This is a genomic window from Streptomyces sp. NPDC002619 (assembly GCF_042889305.1).
GTDB lineage: Bacteria > Actinomycetota > Actinomycetes > Streptomycetales > Streptomycetaceae > Streptomyces.
The window spans coordinates 49,653-66,463 of sequence record NZ_JBIAQV010000011.1 but is presented as its reverse complement, the minus strand read 5'-3'; the positions used below and the strand labels follow the sequence as shown (position 1 = coordinate 66,463).

At 70.7% G+C, this 16,811-nt stretch carries 14 protein-coding genes; 6 read left to right on the top strand and 8 right to left on the bottom strand.

What is annotated here, in order from left to right; all coding sequences use genetic code 11:
• Positions 1-15 precede the first annotated feature (15 nt).
• Positions 16-2,091, bottom strand: coding sequence for a transketolase (gene tkt / locus ACFYXB_RS19565; RefSeq protein WP_389583820.1), 2,076 nt, complete (start codon positions 2,089-2,091; stop codon positions 16-18).
• A gap of 153 nt (positions 2,092-2,244) precedes the next feature.
• Here tkt and ACFYXB_RS19560 point away from each other — a divergent pair, with 153 nt between their 5' ends.
• Both ACFYXB_RS19560 and ACFYXB_RS19555 read left to right on the top strand, forming a co-directional pair.
• On the top strand, positions 2,245-3,138 hold the full coding sequence (locus ACFYXB_RS19560) for a helix-turn-helix domain-containing protein (protein WP_389583817.1): 894 nt from the start codon (positions 2,245-2,247) through the stop codon (positions 3,136-3,138).
• Positions 3,139-3,187: 49 nt separating this feature from the next.
• Complete coding sequence (locus tag ACFYXB_RS19555) at positions 3,188-3,919, top strand: type 1 glutamine amidotransferase (protein ID WP_389583815.1); 732 nt, start codon at positions 3,188-3,190, stop codon at positions 3,917-3,919.
• Positions 3,920-3,978: 59 nt separating this feature from the next.
• Here the strand turns inward: ACFYXB_RS19555 and ACFYXB_RS19550 are convergent, their stop codons facing one another.
• The 5 genes from ACFYXB_RS19550 to ACFYXB_RS19530 all read right to left on the bottom strand — a co-directional run bounded on the left by ACFYXB_RS19550 (position 3,979) and on the right by ACFYXB_RS19530 (position 9,473).
• Positions 3,979-5,376: a glycoside hydrolase family 16 protein gene (locus ACFYXB_RS19550; RefSeq protein ID WP_389583813.1), complete on the bottom strand. Its 1,398-nt coding sequence runs from the start codon at positions 5,374-5,376 to the stop codon at positions 3,979-3,981.
• A 408-nt stretch (positions 5,377-5,784) separates the two neighbouring features.
• Positions 5,785-5,949 (bottom strand): hypothetical protein, encoded by a 165-nt coding sequence (locus ACFYXB_RS19545; protein WP_389583810.1) that lies wholly within the window; start codon positions 5,947-5,949, stop codon positions 5,785-5,787.
• A 75-nt stretch (positions 5,950-6,024) separates the two neighbouring features.
• On the bottom strand, positions 6,025-6,864 hold the full coding sequence (locus ACFYXB_RS19540) for a hypothetical protein (RefSeq protein ID WP_389583808.1): 840 nt from the start codon (positions 6,862-6,864) through the stop codon (positions 6,025-6,027).
• 66 nt (positions 6,865-6,930) lie between these two features.
• Positions 6,931-8,772 carry a LamG-like jellyroll fold domain-containing protein gene (locus tag ACFYXB_RS19535; RefSeq protein WP_389583806.1) on the bottom strand — a complete coding sequence of 614 codons (1,842 nt, stop codon included), beginning with the start codon at positions 8,770-8,772 and terminating at the stop codon, positions 6,931-6,933.
• Between the two features lie 59 nt (positions 8,773-8,831).
• Positions 8,832-9,473, bottom strand: a complete 642-nt coding sequence (locus ACFYXB_RS19530; protein WP_389583804.1) for a beta-galactosidase domain 4-containing protein — start codon at positions 9,471-9,473, stop codon at positions 8,832-8,834.
• A gap of 21 nt (positions 9,474-9,494) precedes the next feature.
• Between ACFYXB_RS19530 and ACFYXB_RS19525 the strand changes: the two genes are divergently transcribed.
• Complete coding sequence (locus ACFYXB_RS19525; RefSeq protein WP_389583802.1) at positions 9,495-10,832, top strand: 6-phospho-beta-glucosidase; 1,338 nt, start codon at positions 9,495-9,497, stop codon at positions 10,830-10,832.
• A gap of 184 nt (positions 10,833-11,016) precedes the next feature.
• Entirely contained in the window at positions 11,017-11,886 is an 870-nt protein-coding gene (locus tag ACFYXB_RS19520; RefSeq protein WP_389583800.1) for a sulfotransferase family protein, read from the top strand.
• Between the two features lie 50 nt (positions 11,887-11,936).
• Here ACFYXB_RS19520 and ACFYXB_RS19515 read toward each other — a convergent pair whose 3' ends face one another.
• Together ACFYXB_RS19515 and ACFYXB_RS19510 are read right to left on the bottom strand one after the other, a co-directional pair.
• Complete coding sequence (locus ACFYXB_RS19515; protein ID WP_389583798.1) at positions 11,937-13,622, bottom strand: carbohydrate binding domain-containing protein; 1,686 nt, start codon at positions 13,620-13,622, stop codon at positions 11,937-11,939.
• A 163-nt stretch (positions 13,623-13,785) separates the two neighbouring features.
• Positions 13,786-14,931 carry an ATP-grasp domain-containing protein gene (locus ACFYXB_RS19510; RefSeq protein WP_389583796.1) on the bottom strand — a complete coding sequence of 382 codons (1,146 nt, stop codon included), beginning with the start codon at positions 14,929-14,931 and terminating at the stop codon, positions 13,786-13,788.
• 333 nt (positions 14,932-15,264) lie between these two features.
• Between ACFYXB_RS19510 and ACFYXB_RS19505 the strand changes: the two genes are divergently transcribed.
• Positions 15,265-16,173, top strand: a complete 909-nt coding sequence (locus tag ACFYXB_RS19505; RefSeq protein ID WP_351346708.1) for a metallophosphoesterase — start codon at positions 15,265-15,267, stop codon at positions 16,171-16,173.
• Complete coding sequence (locus tag ACFYXB_RS19500) at positions 16,121-16,801, top strand: 4'-phosphopantetheinyl transferase superfamily protein (protein ID WP_351346709.1); 681 nt, start codon at positions 16,121-16,123, stop codon at positions 16,799-16,801. The genes ACFYXB_RS19505 and ACFYXB_RS19500 overlap by 53 nt, the downstream gene beginning before the upstream one ends.
• Positions 16,802-16,811: the final 10 nt, after the last annotated feature.

Sequence of the window (16,811 nt, the reverse complement as noted above, 5' to 3'; positions counted from 1 at the left end):
TTTCTGGCGATCGGATCAACCGCGGGCGGCGGCCAGGGATTCCCGGGCGGCGGCGGCGACGTTCTCGGGGGTGAAACCGAACTCGGCGAACAGGGTCTTGGCATCGGCGGAGGCGCCGAAGTGTTCGAGGGAGACGATGCGTCCTGCGTCACCTGTGAAGCGGTACCACGTCAGGGCGATTCCGGCCTCGATTGCGACGCGGGCCCGCACGGACGGCGGAAGGACGCGCTCGCGGTACTCGGCCGGCTGCTCCTCGAACCACTCGACGGACGGCATCGACACCACCCGGGCGCCGACCCCCTCGGCCTCCAGCAACTCCCGTGCGGCCACGGCGAGCTGGACCTCGGAGCCGGTGGCGATCAGGACGACGTCCGGGGTCTCGGTCGACGACTCCCGGAGCACGTAACCGCCCTTGGCGGCATCGGGGTTGGGGGCGTACGTCGGTACGCCCTGCCGGGTGAGCGCCAGACCGTGCGGGGCCGGCTTGCTGCCGTGCCGGCGCAGGATCTCGGCCCAGGCGACCGCGGTCTCGTTGGCGTCGGCCGGACGGACGACGTTCAGGCCCGGGATGGCGCGCAGCGCGGCCAGGTGCTCGACGGGCTGGTGGGTGGGGCCGTCCTCGCCGAGGCCGATCGAGTCGTGCGTCCAGACGTACGTCACCGGCAGCTGCATCAGCGCGGACATGCGGACCGCGTTGCGCATGTAGTCGGAGAACACCAGGAACGTACCGCCGTAGATGCGCGTGTTGCCGTGCAGGGCGATGCCGTTCATCTCGGCGGCCATCGAGAACTCGCGGATGCCGAAGTGGACGGTACGGCCGTACGGGTCGGCCTCGGGCAGCGGGTTGCCCTTCGGCAGGAACGACGACGTCTTGTCGATGGTGGTGTTGTTGGAGCCGGCGAGGTCGGCGGAGCCGCCCCACAGCTCGGGCAGGACCGCGCCCAGCGACTGGAGGACCTTGCCGGAGGCGGCGCGGGTAGCGAGGGCCTTGCCCTCCTCGAACACGGGCAGCGCGTCCTCCCAGCCGTCCGGGAGCTGGCCGGCGACGACCCGGTCGAACAGCTTCGCGCGCTCGGGCTGGGCGCCGCGCCACTCGGCGATGCGCTTGTCCCAGGCCGCGTGGGCCTCGGCGCCCCGGTCGAGCGCACGCCGGCTGTGGGCGAGGACCTCGTCGGCCACCTCGAAGGACTTTTCCGGGTCGAAGCCGAGGACGCGCTTGGTGGCGGCGATCTCCTCGGGACCGAGGGCGGAGCCGTGGGAGGCCTCGGTGTTCTGGGCGTTCGGGGCCGGCCAGGCGATGATCGTGCGCATCGCGATGATCGAGGGGCGCTCGGTCTCGCCCTGCGCCGCCTTGAGGGCCGCGTACAGGGCGTGGACGTCGATGTCGCCGTTGTCGGCGGGCGCGATCCGCTGCACGTGCCAGCCGTACGCCTCGTATCGCTTGAGCACGTCCTCGGAGAACGCGGTCGCGGTGTCGCCCTCGATGGAGATGTGGTTGTCGTCGTAGAGGAAGACGAGGTTGCCGAGCTTCTGGTGGCCGGCGAGCGAGGAGGCCTCGGAAGAGACGCCCTCCTCCAGGTCGCCGTCGGAGACGATCGCCCAGATGGTGTGGTCGAAGGGGGAGGTGCCCTCGGGGGCCTCGGGGTCGAACAGGCCGCGCTCGTAGCGGGCGGCCATGGCCATGCCGACGGCGTTCGCGAGGCCCTGGCCGAGCGGGCCTGTGGTGGTCTCGACGCCCGCGGTGTGCCCGTACTCGGGATGACCGGGCGTCTTGGAACCCTGGGTCCGGAAGGCCTTCAGGTCGTCCAGCTCCAGCTCGTACCCGGCGAGGAAGAGCTGGGTGTAGAGGGTGAGCGAGGTGTGGCCGGGCGACAGGACGAAGCGGTCACGGCCGGTCCACTCAGGGTCGGCCGGGTCGTGGCGCATCACCTTCTGAAAGATCGTGTACGCGGCGGGGGCCAGGCTCATCGCGGTCCCGGGGTGTCCGTTCCCGACCTGCTGCACGGCGTCGGCCGCCAGGAGGCGGGCGGTGTCCACGGCACGGCGGTCGAGGTCGGTCCACTCGAAGCCGTCGGATGTCTGCGTGCTCATCTTCAAGAAGTCCTCGATCGAAGCGGGTTGCAGCTCGGACGCGTTCAAAATTAAAAGTCTGACTTTTTGGAGGGAAGGTCGGGGTGTGTCAGCCTGTGGTGAAAGTGGGACACCGGGACTCCGGCACGACGGCAGAGACGGCACGAGAAGGACATGACGGGCGGAACGGCCAAAGGCGACGGTGACGGCGGAGACGGGATCAGAACTTTCCCCTTCCCCGTCGACCTGAGCGTGTGCGGCGTAGGCATGCAGGTCGCCCGCATGGGGGACCACACCTGGCACGCGGACGCGCCGCTGCACCGCGTCCACCGCATCGACTTCCACGTGGTCATGCTCTTCAGCGAGGGCCCCGTGCGCCACATGATCGACTTCGCCGAGTACGAGGTGGGGGCCGGCGATCTGCTGTGGATCCGCCCCGGCCAGGTGCACCGCTTCTCGCGGACCAGCGAGTACCGCGGAATCGTCCTGACCATGCAGCCCGGTTTCCTCCCGCGCGCCACCGTGGAGGCCACCGGCCTCTACCGCTACGACCAGCCGCCCCTGCTGCACCCCGACCCGGCGCAGCTCGACGCCCTGCGCGCCGGACTCGCCCAACTGCAACGGGAGTACGAGGACACCACCCTTCCGCTCAGCCTGCACACCGCGGTCCTGCGCCACTCCCTGACCGCGTTCCTGCTGCGCCTCGCGCATCTCGCGGCCAGCTCCGCGGAGGCGGCCCGGCGGCAGGCCGACACGACCTTCACCCTCTTCCGCGACGCGGTCGAGAAGGATTTCGCCACCAACCACAGTGTCAGCGCCTATGCCGACGCCCTCGGCTACTCCCGCCGCACCCTCGTCCGCGCGGTCCGCGCCGCCACCGGCGAGACGCCAAAGGGCTTTATCGACAAGCGCGTCGTCCTGGAGGCCAAGCGGCTCCTCGCCCACACGGACCTGCCGATAGGCCGCGTCGGCGTGGCCGTCGGCTTCCCCGACCCGGCGAACTTCTCGAAGTTCTTCCAGCTGCACGCCGGCCTGACCCCGGTCGCTTTCCGGGCGGAGCTGCGCTGAGCCGGACCCGTAGGCTTCGGGGAGCGCGCAGGAAGGGCGGGATGGGGCCATGGGGAGTACAGGGCGTACGGCCACGGCGCTGGTGGTGCAGAACGGTCCGGGCGGGGGCCCCGGGCGATGGGCCGCATGGCTGGCGGAGGGCGGCGTCGGGATGGACGTGGTCCGGGCGGACGCGGGGGAGGCGTTGCCCGCACGGCTGGAGCACGAGGCCCTGATCGTGCTGGGCGGGGCGTACCTGCCGGACGACGACACGCGGGCGCCGTGGCTCGCACGGACCCGGGCCCTGATGGGGCAGGCGTTGGAGCGGGACGTGCCGGTCTTCGGGATCTGCCTCGGGGGACAGATGCTGGCGCAGGTGGCCGGCGGGGAGGTGCAAGGGGCGTATGGCGAGCCGGAGTTCGGGAGCACGGCGCTGACGCTGCTTCCGGAGGCCGACGGGGATCCGCTGTTCGGCGGGCTGCCCGAGCGCCCGACGGCGATCGAGAACCATGTGGACGCGATCGTGCGGTTGCCGGCCGAGGCCCGATGGCTGGCCCGCAGCGAGCGTTGCCCCCATCAGGCCTTCAGGGTCGGGGAGTCGGCGTGGGGCGTTCAGTTCCACCCCGAGGTCGCGCCGGAACGCATCGCGCGCTGGTCGCTCGAGCGGCTGGCACCGCACGGCGTGGATCGGGAGGAACTCCACCGGGCGGCGCAGCGGGACGACCCGGCCGCCGCCCGGGTGTGGAGAGAGGTGGCGCTGCGGTTCGCACGGCGGGTGAGGGCGTCGACGGACGGAGACTGAGGGAGACGCCCCGAGCCCGTACCGGACTGCTGGAACAGGCTTGGGGCGCAACTTCCGTGTCAGTGCCCGAAGTTGAACCAGTTGACGTTGACGAAGTCGGCCGGCTGGCCGCTGGTGAAGGTCAGATACACGTCGTGCGTGCCGGTCACCGAGCTGATGTTCGCCGGGATCGTCCGCCAGGACTGCCAGCCGCCGGTGTTGGACAGGGCGAAGCTGCCGATGGGCGCGTTGCTACGGCTGTCCAGGCGCACCTCGACCAGTCCGCTCACCCCGGCGTCCGCACCGCTCGCCACTCGCGCGTTGAACTGGGTGGCCGGGGTGGAGCCGAAGTTGACGCCCTTGTACTGCGCCCAGTCGCCGTTGGCCAGCCAGCCGATGTTCTGGCTGCCTCCGGTGTCCGAGGTCGTCTCGGCGCTCACTCCGGACTGGCTGTCGTAGGACTCGGCCTGGATGGCGCTGTACGCGTCCCGGTTGCCCGTGGGCGGAGGTGTCGTACCGCCGCCGCCACCGGACTTCAGGACCTGTACGTAGTCCACGGTCATCGGGTGGCCCGGCTCGGTGCCGCTGTCGGGGCCGCCGCCGAACGCGCCCGGGAAGCCGCCGCCCATCGCCACGTTGAGGATGACGAAGAAACCGTGGTTCGTGGCGTTCGACCAGGTCGTCGCGTCGACGTCGGTGGCACGGACGGTGTGGAAGTTGACGCCGTCGAGGTAGAAGCGGATCTCCTCGGGGCTGGTGGAGCGGTCCCACTCCATCGCGTACGTGTGGAAGCCGGCCTGGCAACTCGTGCCGGTGCAGGGGGTGTTGCCGCCGATGCCGGACGTCTCGTTGCAAGGGCCGCCCGGGCTGGTGCCGCAGTGCATGGTGGCCCAGTCGGTGTTGAGGCCCTGGACGTTCTCCATGATGTCCAGCTCGCCGATGCCGGGCCAGTTCCAGTAGTTGCCGCGGAACGGGGCGCCCAGCATCCAGAACGCGGGCCAGTAGCCCTTGGCGGCGTTGCCGGTGACGTTCGGGAGCTGGATGCGGGACTGGACGCGCAGCTTGCCGCCGGCCGGGGGCTGGAAGTCCGTGCGGTTGGTTTCGATACGGCCGGAGGTCCAGTTGCCGGCGGCGTCGCGGCGCGGGGTGATCTGCAGGTTGCCGTTGCCGTCGAGTGAGACGTTGCTGGTGCTGGAGGTCATGGTCTCGACCTCACCGGTGCCCCAGTTGCCGGCGCCGCCCGGGTACGAAGTCCCGGTGTCGTACTGCCAGTTGGCGGTGTTGACGCCGGAGCCCGCGGCGCCGTTGAAGTCGTCCAGGAAAACCTGCGTCCAGCCCGACGGGGGTGTGGGCGCGTCGGCGCTGGCCTGGAGGGTGCCGGCCGTGGCGGCGGCGACCGCCAGACCGAGGGTGCCGAGCACGGCGACGAGCGCCCGGCGCAGGGGGCGCCGTCTGTGTATTCCGGAGGTTTCGCTCATGGGGGAGCCTCTCGGGTACGGAGTGGGGGTGCACGGGGCCCCTTGAGAGCGCTCTCAGGGGTGCCGTCAATGTGCTCCCGGTCCCTGCGGCCGTCAAGACTTAAAACAAAGAAAGTCCTTGCGCAGCAGGGGAGTTCACCCGATGAAGCTGGGTATAAGTCGGAGCGCACCGCAGTGGGCGAGGGCCGCGGCCGGGACCGCGCCGAGGATGGCGCGGATTCCGGCGTGCTGGTCGGTGTCGCCTCGTTCCTGACCGCGAGGCACGGTGGCCGAGCCGGGAGGGGCGGGGAAGCGCCTGCCGGGCTCCGGCGGAGCACCGGTTCGATCACGTGTCGGACACGGGTGCCGTGCCGTCGTACGGCCCGGGGGAGCCTGGGCGCATGGGGAGTTACCGCAATCCCTCGTAGCTCAGGGCTCCCGCTCAGGTCGCCGGCCCAGTGCCCGCGAGATCCCCCGCGCCGCCATCCGCACCGCCGGTATCAGCACCGGCACCTGTGCGTCGGCCTGGGGTACGATCACGGACGCTGCGGCGAGCACCGGCAGCAGCCGGTCGGGCGCGGAGCGGGTGGTCATGGCCGACAGCACGACGTACAGGGGCCGTCCTCCCGAAGAGCCCGGTACGGTCCGTACCGCTCCGCGCCCGGGTGCCTACTGCAGTCGGTACGAGTACACCGTGGTCGCCACCGCGCACACGCCCGGTGGGATCACCTCCGCCCGCAGGGTGCCGCTCTGTGCGTCGTAGTCGACGCCCTCGGCTTCGAAGGTGCCGGTGCACACGCTGGTCTGGGGCAGCCCCAGCAGGCTCTTCACCGTGCCGGTGACCGGCTGCCCGTCGAGGCTGTGCGGCAGATCGACCTGGAGCAGCGGGCGGCTCTGCGGGAACAGCGTGCCCGAGGCGTCGTCCGAGGAACAGACGAGACGGGTGTCGGTGACGAAGTCGCAGCCCTGGATGTCCCGCACGGGCTTGTCCAGGGTGATCTGCCCGGCCTCCGGCAGGTCGCCGCCCTGCCGCGGGGTGGACGGGTTGAGGAGCGGGGCGGGGAACACCTGGAGCCGGTTCTGGTCGCCCCACTCGCCCGAGACCAGCCACTGCCCGTCGGGCGAGACAGTGGCGAAGGAGTTGTTCACCTTCTCGCCCGGGTTCAGCCGGTGGACGTAGTCGTAGCGCTGCCCGGACGGCGTGGTGACCTCGTACATCTTCGACGTGGCCGTGTCGGCGCCCTGGTAGGCGTCGAAGACGTAGCCGCGCGCGACGTCCGGGTCGCCGACGTGGTTCCACCCGGCGACCCGCAGGTCCAGCGGGATGTCCAGGAGCCCTCGGTAGAGCACCGAGCCGTCGGCCCGGCTCGCGAGCCCCTGTCCGCCGCCCAGGGTGTCCGTGTACGACGTTCCGGTCCGCACCCATTGCGGTTCGGCGGCCAACGCGCTCGGCGCACCGAGCGTGAGGGCACCCAGTAACGCGGCGAGAGTGATCAACTGACGTCTCATCAAGAACCTTTCACCTAGGTGGAGATGGGGTGGAGACGATCCTCGCAGGTGGGTCGGGAGAAGGGATCAGTGGTTCATGAACGACGCGACGGGCAGCGCTCGTTCGACGATGCGGACGTCGCCGAGGCGGGCGTGGAGGATCTGATCGATCTGTCCGGCGTACTCGTAGCCGCCGAGCAGCCACGGCAGGCCGACCGAGGTGAGCCCGAGCGCGGTGGCCTTCGGATTGCGGACGACGGGGCAGCCCTCGACGTACAGCGTCGTGTGCGTACCGTCGTTGACGACCGCGAGGTGCCACCAGGTCTCCAGTGGGGTCTCCTGACCCCAGTTGGTGGCGATGCCCTCCTGGTTGAGCGGCCGTACGGCCCACTGCGGCTCGCGCCCGTTGGACAGCGACAGCGTGGCGAGCGGCTCGTCCGGGTCGTCGGCGGTCTTGCCTGCGGCGCCACCCGTGCCGGTGCGGCTGAGGATGCCGGACCAGGCGTGGTGGGAGGGGTCCCAGTCGGCGGGCAGACGGTAGAACGCCTCGATGGTGTAACCCGACCTGAATGTGGCCGAGTTGAGGGGAGCGCCGTCGACGGTTCGCAGATAGGCGCCCCTGAGCGGCGACTTGTAGCCCTGGAACTCCAGGCTGCCGTGGCCGGGCTGGTCGGGGTGGTGGTCCGCCGACCAGTTCAGGGCGCCGCCGCCCACCGTGACCAGGGTGAGGTCGTTGCCGCGGCCGGAGAGGTCGCGGACGGTGCCCGACACGGCCGTACCCTCGTCGTGTCCGTCGAACCGCCAGTAGGCGACCGTGCCCGGGACGAGCACCTTGGACGCGGGCCGGGGCGGACGCGAGGGCTCCGGGGCGAAATCGGAGAAGCGCTCGGCGAAGTCGATCGGCACCGAGAAGCGGTCCGCGTCGCCGCTCAGTTCGATCTCCTGCCGCTCCAGCTCGTTGAGGCCCTGCGCGGCCCGGCCCAGGATCCACGGGGAGACCGTCTCCACGTCGATGACGTTCCGGTCGAGGTCAAAGCGGTACAGGCGGATCATCGCCGCGCCACCGTAGTAGCGGTTCTGGTAGTTCGTCAGGTGCAGATGGACGTCGTTGCCGGAGGCGTTCGCGCGGGTCGTCCGGCCGGCGGGCCAGTAGTGCCCGTTGAGGGTGAGGAAGATCTGGTCGTGTTCGTTGACGAGCCGGTCCCACAGCTGCTCGCCGTACGCGGACAGGGAGTCGTCCTCGGCGACGAGTTCGTGCGTGGTGAGGACGACCGGGGTCCTCGGGTGCCGTGCAAGGACGTCCCTGGCCCAGTCGTACCCCTGGGCGGACAGCCGCCAGTCCAGCGCGAGCACCATCCACTCGCGGCCGGCGGCGCGGAACAGGTGGAAGGTGTTGTAGCCGTCGGGGGAGGCGCCGCCGAACGTCGGCTTCCCTCGGAAGCGGTCCGGTCCGAAGACGTCCAGGTACGGCGTCGCGCCGCGCTGGTCGTCCGTGCCGGACCGGATGTCGTGATTGCCCGCGAGGACGCTGTAGCCGACGCCCCGCCGGTCGAGGATCCCGAACGCCTCGCCGATCGCGGCGCATTCGGCCTGCGCGCCGTTCTGGGTGAGGTCGCCGAGATGGGAGAGGAAGACGATGTTCTCGTCCCGGCCGTGCTCGAGGAGGTAGCGCAGGCTCGCCTCGAAGGGCGCCTTGTCGATGCTCGGTCCGTCGAAGAGGTACTGGGTGTCGGGCATCACGGCGAGCGTGAAACGGCGGCTGTCGGGATCCGGCCGCCAACCGGCCGACGGCGCCGCCTCGGCGACGGCCGGGAGTGCGATCCCGGTCGTGGCGGCGGCGCCCAGCAGCGCGGTGGCCCTGAGGAAACTGCGTCTTCCGGCACCGGCCTGCGCGGCCTCGCCCTGCTCGTGCTCATGCGACGTACACACGTGTGCTCCATGGGAGGACTCGGGTGGAAAGAGGGATTCGGAGGGCGCGCGGGCCGGCTTCAGCGCCGGACGGCCGCCGGGACGAGGTGTGTGGGTGTGGGCGCGGTCTCCGGGGCGGGGCCGGCCGTGTCATGGACGCGGTGCGGCGCGTGCAGTTGCACCACGCGCCCGGCCGCCGCGGGCAGCCCGGCCGGGGCGGCCATCCGCAGCCGTACCTGCGATGCACAGATCTCCGTGCCGCGCGGGGCCGACGGCTGGTCCTCGGCCGTCGTCACCCGCAGGGTCAGCCACGCGTCGCCGCCGTCGCGGGGCAGTTCGAAGGGGAGCGGCATCGCCGCCGTCTGGCCCGGCAGCAGGTCCGGCAGCTCGGCGGGCGCGGTCAGTGTGCGACCGTCCGCCACGACGAGCTCCCACCGGGCCGCCAGCCAGTCCAGGCCACGGAACTGCTGGTGGTTGCAGAGGACGATCCCCTCATGCTTGTAGCGCTTGATGCGCACCGGCGCCACGAGCTCGAAGTCACCGTCGAAGGGCCGACGGTGGTCGAGAGTCGAGACACTGCCAGCGCGCCCGGCCGGTCTTCCGTCGCTCACGCGCTGGACAATGCCGTGGTCCCAGGACTCCCAGATGAAGCCGCCCTGAAGTGCCGGGGTGGACTCGATGGCAGCCCAGTGGGCGGCGGCATTCCTGATCAGAACCGGCAAGGCGGGCGAAAGGTTGCAAGCGTGAGACTCACGATTCTGGGTGGCGGCGGATTCCGGGTGCCGCTCGTGTACGGGGCGCTCCTCGCGGATCGCGGCGAGGGCCGTGTCACCCGGGTCGTGCTGCACGACCTGGACGCGGACCGGCTGGCCGCGGTGACCCGGGTGCTCGCCGAACAGGCCACGGGAGTGCCGGACGCGCCCGAGGTCACGGCCACCACCGATCTCGACGAGGCGCTGCGCGGCGCCGACTTCGTCTTCTCCGCGATTCGCGTCGGCGGCCTGGAAGGACGCGCGAACGACGAGCGGGTGGCCCTCGCGGAGGGCGTCCTCGGCCAGGAGACGGTCGGCGCGGGCGGCATCGCCTACGGCCTGCGGACGGTCCCGGTCGCCGTCGACATCGCCCGGCGCGTCGCCCACCTCGCCCCTGACGCCTGGGTCATCAACTTCACCAACCCGGCCGGCCTGGTCACCGAGGCCATGTCCCACCACCTCGGCGACCGCGTCATCGGCATCTGCGACTCGCCGGTCGGCCTCGGCCGCCGTATCGCCCGCGCCCTCGGCGCGCACCCGGACGAGGCCTTCATCGACTACGTCGGCCTCAACCACCTCGGCTGGGTGCGCGGCCTGCGCGTCGCCGGACGCGACGAACTCCCGCGCCTGCTCGCCGACCCCGGCCTGCTCGGCTCCTTCGAGGAGGGCAGGCTCTTCGGCACCGACTGGCTGCGCTCGCTGGGCGCGATCCCCAACGAGTACCTGCACTACTACTACTTCAACCGCGAAGCCGTACACGCCTACCGGCAGGCCGAGCAGACCCGCGGCGCCTTCCTGCGCGACCAGCAGGCGCGTTTCTACGCAGAGGCCGGCCGCCAGGACGTCGCGGCGCTGGAGGCCTGGGACCGCACCCGTGCCGAGCGCGAGGCCACCTACATGGCCGAGAACCGGGAGTCGGCGGGCGCCGGCGAACGCGAGGCCGACGACCTCTCCGGCGGCTACGAGAAGGTGGCCCTGGCGCTCATGCGGGCCATCGCACGGGACGAACGCACGACCCTGATCCTCAACGTCCGCAACAGGAGCACCCTTTCGGTCCTCGACGCGGACGCCGTCATCGAGGTGCCCTGCCTCGTCGACGCCAACGGCGCGCACCCGGTGGCCGTGGACCCGCTGCCCGGCCACGCCACCGGACTGGTCTGCGCGGTCAAGGCCGTCGAGCGCGAGGTGCTGTCCGCCGCCGCGTCCGGATCCCGCACGACGGCGGTGAAGGCCTTCGCGCTGCACCCGCTCGTCGACTCGGTGAACGTCGCCCGCAGACTGCTCGACGGCTACACGGCCGTCCACCCCGGTCTGGCGTACCTCGAGTAGGACGTCCCGGTTCGGCCGTGGAGAGAGCGTGATCGCGGTTCCCATGAAGAATTAAGAGAAGGGTAAGTGGCCAGGTCACAGCGGGTTTGTGGACCGTAGTGACCTCGCCCGTTCGTCTGCCGGACACCTGGAGTTCGTCTGTTGCCCCTGGGATGCGGTGGCAGGTCGAGAGAGAGGTGTCACCGTGCGAGACCCGCGCATGTCCGCGATCGGCAAGGGGCTGAGGCGCCGGGGGAGGCTGATGGCGCAGGCGGTGAGCCCGCCGCGCCGCACGCTGAACGCGATGCCGGCTCAGCGGCAGGCCGAGGGCGCGTACGTCGCACCGCGCGCCCCGCGTCTGGTGCGGTCGCCGGTCTTCGTGCTGTCCTCGGTGCGGTCCGGTTCGACCCTGCTGCGGGTCCTGCTGAACAGCCACAGCCGGGTCCGGGCCCCGCACGAGATGCATCTGCGCACGGTCCACGTCCAGTTGTCGCGCGAGTTCACCGGTGACGCCATGCGGGAGCTCGAACTCGACAAGCAGGAACTGGAACACGTGCTCTGGGACCGGGTGCTGCACCTGGAGCTCATCCGCAGCGGCAAGGACGTCATAGTCGACAAGACACCGCCCAACACCCTCATCTGGCCCCGCCTGCACCGATGTTGGCCCGACGCCCGCTACATCGTGCTGCTGCGTCACCCCGGCGCGGTCATCGCGTCCCTGGCCGCCCGCCGCACGGACCCCGACCTCGACGAGATACACGCCGAGGTCCTGAACTACAGCGAGAAGCTGGAAGAGGCGCGCACCCACCTCGACGCGCACGTGATCACGTACGAGCGGCTCACCGCCGACCCCGAGGCTGTGACCCGCGGCCTGTGCGCGTACCTCGACGTCCCTTGGGAGAGCACGATGCTCGACTACGGCGCCCACGACCACGGCACCTTCCGGCCGCAGCTCGGCGACTGGAGCAGCGAGATCAAGTCCGGCCGGGTCCAGGCCGCCCGCCAGGCCGATCCCACGGTCGAACTGCCGTCCCGACTCCAGGAGTTGGCGAAGGCGTGGGGGTACCCGATCTGAGCACCCCCACGCCACCAGGTCCTGTCGCGAACAGGCCTTAGCTGTACGGCTCAGCCGGTGAAGCCGGCCGTGATCGATGTGAACTGCCAGTTGTTCTGGCTGATGCCGGAGCAGTTCTCGGCCACGCCGCCGCCCGGGCACGGGCGATCGCGGTTGACGGACCAGAAGGCGAGCCGCGCGAGGTGGTGCGCGTTCGCGTAGTCGCGGATCTGGGTCCAGATCGCCGTGGTGGTGGTCTCCTGCTGGTCCGACAGGCCGTTCATGCCGGAGATGCCGATGTGGGAGTACGCCGTCGCGTCGTCCCATCCGAAGGTCGACTTGAGCTTGTTCTTCAGGCCCTCGGTGGCGTTCACGGTGTTGCCGTACATGTCGGAGCCGCCGCCGAAGTCGAACGGCATGATCGTGAAGACGTCGATGTTCGCGCCGAGCGACTGCGCCTGCTCGATGAGCCGGTTGCCGTAGTAGGTCGGGCCGGTCGTCGCGGTGCCGAACGTGACGATGGTCTTCAGGCCGGGGTTGTTGGCCTTGACCGTCTTCAGCGCGGTGAGGATCTTCGCCTGCACGGCCTCGTTCTCGAACTCGTCCGTGTTCTCGATGTCCATGTCGATCGCCTTGAGGCCGTAGGCGTCGATCACCTTCTGCAGGGCTCCGGCGAGCGCGCTCGCGGAGGAGCAGTTGGCGCCGAGCTTGCTGCCCTGCCAGCCGCCGAACGACGGGACGATGTCACCGCCCGCGGAACGGATCTGGTTGATGGCCGTCTGATCGACGCCGCCGGTCAGCGGACGCTGGCCGTCCCAGGACGGGGTGCAGCCGCCGGAGTCCAGCACGAACGCCATCGTGAACCACTTGACCCCGGTCGCGCTCATCACCGTCGTCGGGCTCGGCGGGTCGCCCCAGCCCTCGTACAGATACGGCGCGGCCTGCTTGAAGCCGGTGCCACCGCCGCTGCCCGCGTCGGTCGTGACGCTCACGGAGTTGGATGTCGCGGAGGTGTTACCGGCCGCGTCCCGCGCCTTCACGCTGAACGTGTACGCCGTGCTCGGCGACAACCCGCTAACCGTGGCCGACGTACCGGAGACGGTCAGCACCTGGCTGGAGCCCCTGTAGACGTCGTACCCGCTCACGCCGACGTTGTCCGACGAGGCGTTCCACGACAGCGACACGCTGGAGGAGGTCTTGCCCGTGGAGGTCAGCCCCGTGGGCGCGGTCGGCGCCTGGGTGTCGGAGCCGCCACCGCCGCCAGGCCCGTCCAGGCTGATGTCGTCGGCGTAGTAGGTGCCTTGCGCGTACCAGCCGTGGACGTAGATCTTGGCGCTGGTCTGCGAGGCACCGGTGGTGAAGGAGACACTGAGCTGGCTGTACGCCGACGGGGACGTGGTCCACGTCGACGCGCCGCCGTCCACGCCGAGGTACACGTAGGAGCCGCGCACCCAGCCGGTGAGGGCGTACGTCGTGTTCGGCTGGACGGCGACGGTCTGGCTGCACTGGGCGTTGTCGCTCGAACTCACGGCGCCGGCCAGGGCCTTGGAGCCGCCGTGCGTGGGGGAGGAGACGACCGAGCCGAGGTTGCCGGTGCAGGTCCAGGGGGAGAGGCTGCCCGACTCGAAGCCGGGGTTGGTCAGGACGTTGGCGGCCTGCGCCGTGCCCGGCAGGGCGATGGCCCCGGCGAGCGCGAGGGCCGCGGAGCCGACCAGGGCGAGGAACCTGCGTCTGGAACCTCTGAGTATGTTGCGCACGTGATCTCCCTGGAGATATGGGGGTGTTGGGAGTACAGGGATGTGCGGAAGAGATGTGCGAAAGGGAGTGCGCAACCAATTTGGTCTGGACCAATCTGACTGTCAAGGGACGCGCGCGGATTGGTCCAGACCGGTGTGGAGTGCGGGGGTGTGGGGCGTGGGGCTACGCCCGTGCGGTGGCGGGAGTGCCGGCCTCCGTCGTGACCTCCGGGGCGGGTTCCGTGGCGGGCGCGGGCACGGCCGGCAGCAGCGGCTCGGTCTCGTCGACGCGCTGCGCCGGGAGCGACACCGGCCGCAGCGGGCGCGGGCCGGAGACGACCGTGTAGTCCTGACCCAGGAAGGGCGGCGCGATCTCGCCCGGGTCCTCGCCGAGCGCCAACCGCACCGCCGCCCAAGGGGCGTTGACACCGCACAGCGACAGCTGGTGCAGACCGCCTGCTGGACGCGCGTTGACATCGAGCAGCACCGGGCGGTCGCCGAACATCCGGAACTGGATGTTGGACAGGTGGTGCAGGCCGAAGCCCTCCGCGATCAGCCGCGCCGGCTCCAGCCACTGCTCGTGCAGGGTGAACCCGCGCCGACGGCCGTTCTTGGTACGGCCCACGGCCAGCCGGACCCGGTTGTCCGTTCCGGTCAGGCAGTCCACCGACACCTCCGGCTGCTCCAGACGCGGCATCACCAGCCAGTCCACCGGGTGGTCGGCGCGCTCCAGCGCGTCCACGACCAGATCGAGCTGGACGTGCGGGCCCGGGAAGCCGTTGAGGTGAAGAAGCGAGAAGGGGGCGCGCGTGATCACGCGGAAGCCCACACCGCCGGCGCCCGCAGCGGGCTTGAAGCATGCCCTGTGGCCGTCCGCCTCCAACTCCTCGACGGCCGAGACGAGTTCGTGCGCCGTCCGCACGCGCCACCACGGCGGCACCGGGACGCCCACCGAGCGGACCGCCTCGTAGGCCGTCGCCTTGTCCTCGAACACGGCCACGGCCTCGGGCGTCGGGGCGAGCAGAGCGGTGCCGACGGCCTCGAACTCGGCGCGGTGCGCCACGATCGCGGCCTGGTGCAGACGGGGCACGAACACGTCGATGCCGCGTCGGGAGCACTGGGCCAGGGCGTACTCGACGTACGCGGCGGGGGACAGGCCCTCGGGCTCCAGCTCGGCGGTGTCGGCGGCGGCCAGCACGGGGGAGTCGGGGTCGCCGTGGGTGGCATGGATCTCGACCGCGCGATCACTGGGATTTCTGCGCAGCTGATCCATGAAGAACACGTTCTCCGCGTACGTGCGGTTGAGCCAGACGCGTACGCGAGAGAGCATGCAGGCCGCCTTTCGGGGTTTCCGGGCACGGCGAAGCGGGGCCGTGCCCGGCCAGGGTGGTTGGAGGTACACCAAACCGCCCTGCGCGAAGGGAAGTTCGTGGCGGTGGTGTTGGGGCGATCATACGGCTTTCCAAGGCCGTGGCGTGCAACGCGCGTGTTACGGATTCCCGAACCGCGTACATCGAGTGCATGAGAATGCCGTGTGCCGGTTTGACCGGGGGTGGGAGTGGTACCCGCCCCGGCCCCTGGCGCAAGCGACCGGGTTTCCCCTTGTTCGGGCCGTGTGAATGTGTTCTCGTGTTGACATCGGTGTGATCGGAAGGGGTGACGGGTGGATTCGATGGCCGGTGGTGACGGGCAGTTGCTGGCCATCAGCGATCTGCACATCGCGTACGCCGAGAACCGCGCGCTCGTCGAGCGGCTGCGCCCGGAGTCCGACGCTGACTGGCTCATCGTGGCCGGCGACGTCGCCGAGACCGTCGCCGACATCAGATGGGCCCTGGAAACGCTGACGAGCCACTTCCACAAGGTTCTCTGGGTCCCCGGCAACCACGACCTGTGGACCCACCCCAAGGACACGGTCACCCTCCGCGGCGTCCCCCGGTACGAACACCTGATCGAGATGTGCCGTGAGCTGGGCGTGACCACCCCCGAGGACCCGTACCCCGTCTGGGACGGCCCCGGCGGCCCGGTCGCCGTGGCATCGCTCTTCCTCCTCTACGACTACTCGTTCCTGCCCGCAGGCTGCGCGACCAAGGAGGAGGGGCTCGCCTACGCCCACGGCACCGGCATCGTCTGCAACGACGAGTACCTGCTGCACCCCGACCCCTACCCCACCCGCGAGGCCTGGTGCCACGCCAGGGTCGAGGAGACGGAACGCCGCCTCTCCGAGCTCCCGGACGATCTGCCCACCGTCCTGATCAACCACTATCCGCTGGACCGGCACCCCACCGACATCCTCTGGTACCCCGAGTTCGCCATGTGGTGCGGCACCACGCTCACCGCCGACTGGCACCGTAGATTCCGTGTCGACACCATGGTTTATGGTCATCTCCACATCCCCCGGACCACCTGGCTCGACGGCGTCCGCTTCGAAGAGGTCTCCGTGGGGTACCCCCGCGAGTGGCGCAAGCGCCCGGAACCCCCGGGACAGCTGCGTCGCGTGCTGCCGATGGAGGTCGGATCCGGTGATCGAGGAGCTGCTCCCGGACTCGGTCGTGGCCGTGGAAGCGCACGGTGACGACGCGATCCAGGACGCCCCGCTCTACCCCGAGGAAGCGGCGCTCATGACCCGGGCGGTGGCCAAGCGCCGCCGCGAGTTCTCGGCCGTACGCGCCTGTGCCCGCCACGCGATGGAGAAGCTCGGGGTGCCGCCGCAGCCCATCGTGACCGGCGCGAGCGGAGCCCCGCGCTGGCCGGCCGGCCTGATCGGCAGCATGACCCACAGCGACGGCTACTGCGCCGCCGCCCTGGCCCGGGCCACCGACCTTGCCTCCCTCGGCATCGACGCCGAACCCGCGAGCCCGCTCCCGGAGGACGTCGTCTCCTACGTCTTCCTGCCCACGGAGGCCGAGCGGCTGCGCCGGCTCGCCGGGGACCGGCCCGCGATCCACTGGGACCGGATCCTGTTCAGCGCCAAGGAGTCCGTCTACAAGGCGTGGTTCCCGCTCACCGCCAAATGGCTGGACTTCGCCGAGGCCGACATCGAGCTCCTCGCCGACCCCGACGGGCGCCCGCACGGCCGGCTCCGCGCCGAACTTCTCGTCCCCGGCCCCTGGGTGGGCGGCCGGCAACTCCAGTGGTTCGAGGGCCGCTGGAGCTTCCAGCGCGGCGTCGTGACCACGGCCGTCGTCGTGCCGCACTCCTGACGGCGCCCGA